Origin of the sequence: Ruminococcus sp. YRD2003 (genome assembly GCA_900109435.1) — a bacterium.
GTDB classification, from domain to species: Bacteria; Bacillota; Clostridia; order Oscillospirales; family Ruminococcaceae; genus Ruminococcus; species Ruminococcus flavefaciens_G.
In genome coordinates, this window is sequence record FNZT01000033.1 from 1 (window position 1) to 8,904 (window position 8,904).

Genomic DNA, 8,904 nt, shown 5'->3' on the forward strand with positions numbered 1-8,904 from the left:
AAACGCGCACTCGCTCTCACTGCCAGAAAGTTGGTCAGGTTAGTCTATACACTGCTGAAGACTAACCGCCTGTATATCCCGCCGGAGGAATATTAATCCGGCAACTCCAGCCCGCCGAAAAATTTTTTCGGTGCGGGATTTAGTAGGAGATGCCTTTTTTGTCTCTTTTTAGGCAGAGTATACGGTTTCCTCACTGTTTTTTCTACTTTTTGTCTATTGACATTTTACCGTGGGACTCTCTGATATTACTGCGAGCTATATTATACCATATCAGTTCTTATAAGTCAATCGACATTCCCTGAGATTCTTCGATTTCAGGTTCTTCTTCCTGTTCCAAGTCCTCAGCAGGCTGAATTATATGAAAGCTATCAAATACCGATTTGAAGCATTGCTGCGGAGTTTGAGCTTGTCGGGGGACGCCTCTATTCCTGATTTCTTCAGCTCGGCTGTCAGTTCACGGCTGTTTTTCGGCAGTTCCACAGTTATTTCCTTATCATTGTACCGGATATTTACGTGTATCATACCAACACCTCACATTCTCAAGCCGATATCTTCGGTCGGTGAGTCGGGAGTACCTTTGATTTCTTCCTCTGTCATAAGCTCCCATGCGCCGCTTGTATCATAGAAGCTGACGTAAATGTCTCCTTCGGAAGTGTGGATCTCATGCTGCTCGAAGCCTTCGCCCCAACCGTCACTTGCCTGTCCGGATAGTTCGTGTAACAGCTCATCAAACTCATAGCTGTCAAGTTCTCCGCAGATCTGACAGGTAAATACTCCCATGAGCCTGTCGCCGACCTTCTCAACTGAAGGGAATATGGAGTAGACCTTATCTGCGAAACGCTTTCTGTCACCGAGATATGCCATTATTCCACGATTTTCTTCCTCGTCACTCTGATACGCCTCGATTGCACTACTTATCTCGCTCTCATATTCAAGAGCCTCATAGTCGGAGAGCTCCTCAGTGTCCTCGAAGAATTCATCTTCTTCGTCCTCATCGAATGAGGGGTTAATCTCTCGCTGAACTTTAAGAGGACAATAGAACTTCAGCTCAGTGAGCTTCTCAGCTTCAACGTGGATATCCGGCTGAAAGTCAACTCCGATGTCTGTATTCTTTGCCATTATGATGTCATCTCGCTGAGAGAGCTGCTGTACGATAGCATTTTTGACAAGGCTCTCGACCTCGTCCATGTCGATCATATCCGCCGAGGTGAAGTCCGTCTTACCTGTATGGGCAAACTCAGCGATCTTGTCGGACGTCCCCTTAATCATATCATGCAGCTTCAGTTCAGCCTCTGATGTCTTATAACGCTCATAGATAAGAGCTGCATCGGGAACGAACATAGAAAGACGGGGATAGTCAAATCCTTCAGCTTCAATGAGCAGACCGTCATCGCCGTGCTCGTCAAGCAGCATAATGCAGTGATAGGCATTCTTGTCTTCGTACATAAGGTCTTTGGCTGCGGTTATCGCTTCATGCTCCTGATACGGATTTATTTTCAGCCTTTCAAAGTCTGAGTGAGGTAGAAATACCCATTTCTCAACCTCACAGCGTTTGGTGTTGTGATCGGAAGCCTTATGCATCAGCTTTCCACTTATAAAGTATTTGTTCATATTTTTCCTCCTGGCATGATTATTACATAGACAGCAGGCGTGATCTGCTCTCTATGTATCGGCTGACAGGCACACAAATCGCTCACAGCGGCTTTAAATGCACTCGGTGGTGTCGTTTCTCGTTCTGCATCTGCTGCCGTCGAAAACGGCTCACAAATCGCTGATAGGATTTCTATCACTTTTCTTATAGAAACAAAAAAGGACTCGATTCAGCGTTTTCACAATTCGTGAAAAGCACCAAAACCGAGTCCGAAACTTTGTATACTATTTTTTACTGTCAAAATCAATATTTGCCTGTATTTCGACCTTTGGAAGGGACTGAATCTGCTCTTTTGAGAGTTCAAGTCCTTACATATGGCTAAAATAGCCCAATGTCATCTATGAAAATCGAAGAAATTTTTCTGAGATTTAAGCAGCAAAAAAGCCCGATATTTCGGGCTTTTTTGACCATGTCATCTATTTAGTCATGGCAATATGGCAGGGGCAGAAGGACTTGAACTCTTTTTTGCATTTTTTCCAACTTTCGCCAACTCGCCGTTTTCGGCTATAAATAGCCAAAATACGATAATTTACAATATTTAATTCAATCCGATTTTACCTATGTTTTTGCATCATTAATGGACAAATAATGGACAGAATTTATGGTGTACTCCTGTAGTTTTTTTGCTATAAACAAGGCTTTTTGAATTAATTAAAACAAACAGCAATAGACAAATCGCCCCAAATAACCTGCAGCCCCTATAAACGGGGCTGATTTCATATGGTTATTCGTTGTTTCCCCTGTTAAAGTACGCCTTTGAGCTATTAGTATAACACAATTCAAGAAAAATCGAGGCAAACTCTACACAAATCAAGATTTATAGTATTCCTTGCTATCATCACCTTTGTATATTCCCCCTCTATTCTGCGAATTAGCTATTGACAACCATATTTATATCGGTTATAATGTGAAGGTAAGGAGCTGATAAAATGCAGAATATTACAACCGAAAAGGCAATTCAGAACCAAGTTGCATCAGCCAAAATGGAAGGCTTAGGTTTCAGCAAAGAATCAATTAAGCTGATAAGAGAATATGCTGATAACAAGCTCTCCCATGAAAACCTCATCAAGATAGTTGCGCAGAAATGCGCTGAAAGGTTGTAATGGCTGTATATAGCATTGAGGGCTGTGAAGATAACTGCTATCCTGGGACAACGGTTCTCGTCAATAAACTGGACATAAGAGATCAACAGCTTTTGAACGAGGCAGAATCCATACTTGTCACCTCGTGCTCGGTAAAGGCTGAAAAGGAACTGGCATTCAAAGATGTTGATTTTGAGTATTACAAGAGCCTGCACAAACTCATTTTTGGCGACCTTTATGACTGGGCTGGAACTGTCCGAACTATCAATATCTCAAAGAAAGGTACTGTTTTTTGTAACCATAATGAGATAGATGAAATTGGAAAGCTGAAATTTCAACGATTGCAGTCACAGAATTACTTACGCGATCTGCCGAGTGAGGCGTTCATCACAGAAGTTACCGAGCTGTATCATGAGCTGAATATGCTCCACCCGTTTCGCGAAGGCAATGGACGTACATTGAGGCTGTTTATCTCACTGCTTATCAGAAATGCTAATCATGATATTGATTTTTCGGTATGTGATGCAGACATCCTTTCCATTGCCACTATTAAGGCTGCACAGGGCGATATTTCAATGCTAAGAGAAGTCTTTTCAGAGCTTATCAGATGAAACTTAAATGTGTTCCCCCTGCACTGATACTCATTCAGACGGTTATTCAAACAATAACGATAAATCCGCCCCGCTTTTTTGAAGCGGGGCGTTCTATTTCGGATATGCTAATCGCAACCACTAAGAATAAGAGTAAGTAATCATATACCGTTATTCACATTTGCTTTTTAACCAATATTCCAAAACCGCTCAAAGAAAACCTTGAGTTTCTCAATAACGGTTTCTTTTTTTGCCTTACGGTTGCCTCCACCAAAGCGTGATACCGCAGGGAGTATCTTATCAATATCAGTACCTGTTGTCTTGACCGCTCCGTCACGGAAAGCTCCCTCAACAAATGCTCTTGTTTCGGATTCCTTCAGCTTTTCTTCTTCAATGAGCTGTACAAGAGCTTTCTCGCGTTGTTCGGCAACGTAAGCGTGCCACTCATGAGCTTCTGCATAGGGCCAGTGAGGTGCATGCCTGAAATCAGCAGACTTGATAATCTTTCCACCTTCTGCTGTATATTAGTACAACCTTCGTATAGCAGGACTAATCGAGGTTTATAGTGCTGTAGAAAGAGCTGGCAGTTTCATTGAGGCTTGCCTTCTGGTAGATATAATCATTGCTTGCTGAAAAGAAATCATCTATTATAGCTTCGTTTTCGAGAATGGGCGAGAGCTCCGACAGGGTGCAGCCTTCCATTTTTTGCGAAGCATCGTATTGCAGCCCTTTGAGCACACCGTCCCGTTCGAGGACTCTGCTTGCCTTGCTGCTGAGTGGTATGCCCTTTTCTATTCCCTGAAGCTCAGCCATTTCACTGCTGTTCACAAGAAAATCGAGGAACATTCCCGCTTCGTCTGGATGTACGGTATTTTTGCTGACGGCATACATCGTAGCAGGCTTTGCATACCAGCCTTCGCCGTATCCACTGCTGTTGGTTTTGAGGTAATCGGCAATGACTATCTCACGTCCTTTCTCTTCAGCAGCCCCGAAGTAGTTCTTGGCGTCGCTGACCCACGCTACCGCGCCTGCGTACTCCTCATTGTCAAGCTTGATGCGCTCGTAGTGTTCCACCAGCGGGAACACCTTTTTTTCTATGAGCTGTGAATAGAAATCAATCATTACCGCAAAATCGTCAGCGGTAAAGTTCAATCCGCCGTCCTCGGAGAGTATCTTCTTGCCTTGTGTCTGCTCTGCATAAGCAATGAGGAGCAGCCACATTGATTTGCTCGTAGCGCTGAGAGGATACACGCCGCTCGGCTCCATAAGCTCGGCAGCAGCGAAGAGGTCGTCCCATGTTTTGGGGACTTTTGCCCCGAATTTATCGTACATTGTTTTATTGACGTAAACAGTCTCTGCGTTCATGGCAATAGGGAGCGCATAGAGGACGCCTTCCTTTGTTCCGTAGCGCAGTTCGTCGTCGGTATAGCCCGAAAGGTCGAGGGTGGACGAAAGCTCTCTGAGCTTGTAGTAGTTGTTCCCGTCGTCAAAATATTCGGAGAGCCAGCCGTAGTTTATCTGCATGACGTCGCACTCGGTGTCAGAGATCATCCACACTCGGTTTCTCTTCTCATATCCCGACCACTCCGAATAGCTGCAATTTACCTTTATCTCGGGATGAAGGCTCTCGAACTTACGGACTGCTTCGAGGGTATACTTATTTCTTGCATCATTGCCCCACCACGAGAATGATATTTCGACCTGTTTTCTCTGTGCCTTAACCTTTGCGCTGTCTCCGCAGCCCGTAGATGCTGCCAGAACAGCACAGCTCAGAAGTGCTAATGTTCTTTTTATCATATTCATTTTTACGGTCTCCTCGCTCTCAAGCTATCGTGAATCTGCTCTTGCCGTCCTTCACCGATGTGCAGAGCGAGCTATAAGCAAGATCGTAGATATTCTGGTATTCCCCGCAGCCGATAGCCGCACCTGTGCTCGATGTTACTTCGTATAATGCGCCATCTGGCGTATTCAGCGGATTCTTGAACATATCGCATATGTCTACACCGTGGTCGATGACGAGAGAGCGAAATTTTTCGCTTTCCAAGCCATTGTTTTTCATGAGGACGGTGAAGGTATTTTCTGATGTTCTTCCGATGCATTCGCAGTCGGGGAACTCCTCCTTTATGAGCTTTGCCATTTTGAATATCTGTGAATCGGCGGCTTCTCTGCCGAATTTTCCGAGCAGTTCACCGAAATCGTCTATACTTGCAATAATGACAGCGTGCTCCTGTTTAGAATTTTTCGAAATGAGATTGTCAGCCTTGTCGCGGAAGAAACGGCTGCCGAGTATCTTTTCGATGCCGTCTTCGCTTATCTCGTCGGCGAGACCTGCGGTGACTGTGCTGACAGGGTCAGCCATTTTCTTAATGAAGACAGTACCGGCAAGCACTGCTATCAAAGAAGCAGCGGCAGCAGCCAGATATATAATCTTCTTCATATCGACAGCTTCCCTGAGGATTATATTTGTTGGTATGGAGCAGATTATGTACCAGTCGCCGTTGGTAGCATTAATTGTCGAAAGGTTCTCGTTGCCTGTGATGACCGACATGTCCTTGCCCTTAACATCATTCAGAACGGTCTCGGGAATGGTATTTCCAACCGTATCGTTTTCAACCGATGAATATATCATCTTGTATGAGCTGTCGGTGAGCCTGACTGCCATATCACTGAGTGCCTCGGGGTTCTCGAGGACGTTGTCGAGCTCCGCTGTGTAGAATGAGATGACAAACACAGCGTGCCCATGCAACTGCTTTACGTAATATATGCGGTCGTATTCGTTGTTGTAGCCTGTATTCCAGCCGTCGTGTGTACGCTTGCGCGTTACCATAGCCGAAAGGTCGTTGTAAAGATTGTCGCCGAACAGCTTGACCGTGCCGTTTGATATCTTCCCGACAGTGTGGTTGTTTGAATAGACGATACCGTAATCGACGAAGTTCTCCATGAGGCAGAGACTGCTGAGGTCGGCAGCTATCTGCTTCTCTGTATTTATCGCGTCATATTCGTCGTTCAGACTGCTTGTGGCGTCGTAGCTGTATGCATTGTCTACAGAATAGGCGAGTGTGCCTATCTTCTCCATTCTGCTCATGTAGCTGTCGAGATTATTCTTCAGCTGAACATTAAGAGTTGACGTCATTGAGCTGACTTTATCCTTTGTCAGTTCGTCGTACTTCGTTACCGTAAAGGCAGTGATGCCAAGGACTGCCGCGATGACGATTATCGCGTACCCTATTATCATTAGGAAGCTCATTCGTTTTATTCTTACAAGCCCCTGTGCCTGTACCTGATCCCTTGTCATAAGAATCCCCCTGTGACTATATTTACGGACGATGCCGCAGATTTTATTATATCAAATACTTTAAGTCAAATCAATATATATTATGAATTAACAGCGAATTACACATATAATCTAACGAAATTAAGCCGCAAAATAAATATGTTGTACATACAAATTCACAAAAATCACGCTCAGTCAAAGCTGCTAACAGTACAAATTCTACTGATAAAGACGACTTCAGAGCATTTTGATATGTATTATCGCGGCAAAGCTGTATAATATAATCCCCAAACAAAAAAGGCGGAATAAACCGCCTTTTTGTTGTGGATAACTTGTTTAGCCGAGCTTCCAGCTATCAACGGAAACTGCATTGTTGAATACAAAATAGAGATCATTCTTGCCGCTGAGGTCCTTGACAGGAACGGTTATCTCCTGCATAGAGCCGCCTGCGGGTATCTCGGCATAGCTTACAGCAGTACCTGACGCGCTACCCTTGCATACCTTGACTATACAGCCGCTCTGAGATGATGCCTTGATAGTGAGGCTCGTAGCGTTGCCGCAATCTACGCCCGATACGCGGAACCAGTCGCCTTTTTCAGCCTTTACGAGCGAGTTGCCGCTGCCTGTTATCTCAATGCCGCCCTGATGTGAGAACGTTGCCGCACGTACAGTCTTGGTCGGGTCGAGAGCCTTTATCTGTTCGATACCTGCCTTTGTACCCTTTACCTGCTGTATTGTGCCGTCAGCATTCATTGTTATCTTGTCGATGTGGGTGCTTCTATAGCCCATACCCTTGAGATTCATTACGTCCTGGAGGTACTGAGCGTGGTAGAAGAGGTACCACTGGTCCTTGAACTTCATGATAGTGTGGTGATTGTTGCCTGTTGTTCCGAAGAAGTTGCCGATGTTCTTGAACACTTCGCCCTTGTATGTGAAAGGTCCGAGCGGGTTGTCGCTTACCATGTAGTCGATAGCGGCAGTGGAAAGACCGTATTGGTTGCCGCCTGTACTCCAGTTGGTGCAGTAGCTGTAGTAATACTTGCCGTTGTATTTGTGAATACCGCTGTCCTCAAACATATACGGTGCGTCAATAGTAACAGGTGTACCTACGATAGAAGTCATATTATCGCTGAGCTGTACACAGCGTGATGACTTCGGATGGTCGGAAGGCTTGCCATCAGTACCACCGCCGAAGTAGAGATAACCCTTGCCGTCGTCATCTACGAGTACAGCGGGGTCAAATACCCACGGAACATCTGTACAGTTAGCTGTCTTGCGGTCAATCATTGCACGACCATTCGGGTCTGTCCACGGACCGATCGGGCTGTCTGAAGTAAGTACGCCGATGCCGTTTGCATTGTTTGCAAAGTAGAGGAAGAACTTTTCCTGGCCGTTTATCTTCTTGTGGCAGGCTGTGGGAGCCCATGAGTTTCCTGCCCATCTGGCAATACCGTTCTGACCTGCCACGTTGATAAGACCGTGGTCTGTCCAGTTCACCATGTCGTCAGAGGAAATGCAGCGCAGGCAGTTAATAGTGCTGTAAGTTTCCTTTGTTACCTGACCGTTATTGTAGAGGAGGTGGTCATCGGTCATGTAGATATAAACTCTGCCGTCGTACTCCATAACGCCGGGGTCAGCACCGAAATACTGAGATATGAGAGGATTGTGCTCATTCTCGCCCTTATAAGACTTAGCGATATTTACACTGCCGAATTTCTGCGCCATCTGAGTGAAATCCACCTGCTGAACAGGCTGAGTCGTTGTAGTAGTTGTGGTAGTTGTGGTAGTTGTTGTAGTTGTTGTAGTCTCAACATAGCCCTCACTGTAACTCTCGGGAAGCTTGTCGATAATGCCTGCATCGAGCATCTGTATCGACAGTGCATCTCTTGCTGTTACGCCGTCGCCTCTGTTGTATACATCGGCATTGTCGAGAGCCTGTGAATCAAGATTATACTTGTCCTTGTTTCCGAGGAACTGAAGAATTGCTGTGGCGTCAGCAATAGTTACCTTGCCGTCAAGATTTGCATCGCCGTAAAGTGTCTTCGACGAAGGAGTTGCTGTTGTAGTTGCGGCGGGTGTAGTAGTTGTCTCCACGGGCTTAGGTCCGTCTATCTGAGTGCCTGCCTTAGCAACGATTGCTTCGTCGATTGTGAGATTTGCGGTGCCTTCCTCTGTCTCAACGTAGAGGATATATCCCGAGCCATCGGGAAGCTTGTAGTTTGCGTTTGCAAGCTGTACGTAGTTGCCGTCGGATACTCCGTTGGCGATGTGGTCGTACTTGGTCTCGCCCGATGCGTCCGTGTACTG

8 protein-coding genes are annotated in these 8,904 nt (G+C 45.6%); 2 read left to right on the forward strand and 6 right to left on the reverse strand.

Translation table 11 applies throughout. The features are described from left to right. Nucleotides 1-354 precede the first annotated feature (354 nt). Both BMX22_RS16670 and BMX22_RS15980 read right to left on the reverse strand, forming a co-directional pair. Nucleotides 355-522, reverse strand: a complete 168-nt coding sequence (locus BMX22_RS16670; protein ID WP_177173054.1) for a hypothetical protein — start codon at nt 520-522, stop codon at nt 355-357. A gap of 9 nt (nt 523-531) precedes the next feature. Continuing rightward, entirely contained in the window at nt 532-1,611 is a 1,080-nt protein-coding gene (locus BMX22_RS15980) for a DUF6329 domain-containing protein (protein WP_081349259.1), read from the reverse strand. Nucleotides 1,612-2,580: 969 nt separating this feature from the next. Between BMX22_RS15980 and BMX22_RS16675 the strand changes: the two genes are divergently transcribed. After that, nucleotides 2,581-2,754: a hypothetical protein gene (locus BMX22_RS16675; RefSeq protein WP_177173055.1), complete on the forward strand. Its 174-nt coding sequence runs from the start codon at nt 2,581-2,583 to the stop codon at nt 2,752-2,754. Beyond that, complete coding sequence (locus BMX22_RS15490; RefSeq protein ID WP_074743531.1) at nt 2,754-3,344, forward strand: Fic/DOC family protein; 591 nt, start codon at nt 2,754-2,756, stop codon at nt 3,342-3,344. Before BMX22_RS16675 ends, BMX22_RS15490 begins: the two co-directional genes overlap by 1 nt. A 167-nt stretch (nt 3,345-3,511) precedes the next feature. Here the strand turns inward: BMX22_RS15490 and BMX22_RS15495 are convergent, their stop codons facing one another. From BMX22_RS15495 to BMX22_RS15510, 4 genes are all read right to left on the reverse strand, one after another. Then, complete coding sequence (locus BMX22_RS15495) at nt 3,512-3,826, reverse strand: type I restriction endonuclease subunit R, EcoR124 family (protein ID WP_081349260.1); 315 nt, start codon at nt 3,824-3,826, stop codon at nt 3,512-3,514. Between the two features lie 46 nt (nt 3,827-3,872). Beyond that, entirely contained in the window at nt 3,873-5,126 is a 1,254-nt protein-coding gene (locus tag BMX22_RS15500) for an ABC transporter substrate-binding protein (protein WP_074743533.1), read from the reverse strand. A 19-nt stretch (nt 5,127-5,145) separates the two neighbouring features. Continuing rightward, a complete protein-coding gene (locus tag BMX22_RS15505) occupies nt 5,146-6,618 on the reverse strand; it encodes a diguanylate cyclase domain-containing protein (RefSeq protein ID WP_074743535.1) in 1,473 nt (490 codons plus the stop codon). A gap of 315 nt (nt 6,619-6,933) precedes the next feature. Beyond that, nucleotides 6,934-8,904, reverse strand: a 1,971-nt coding sequence (locus BMX22_RS15510) for a family 43 glycosylhydrolase (protein WP_143055565.1), incomplete at its 5' end; no start/stop codon positions are given.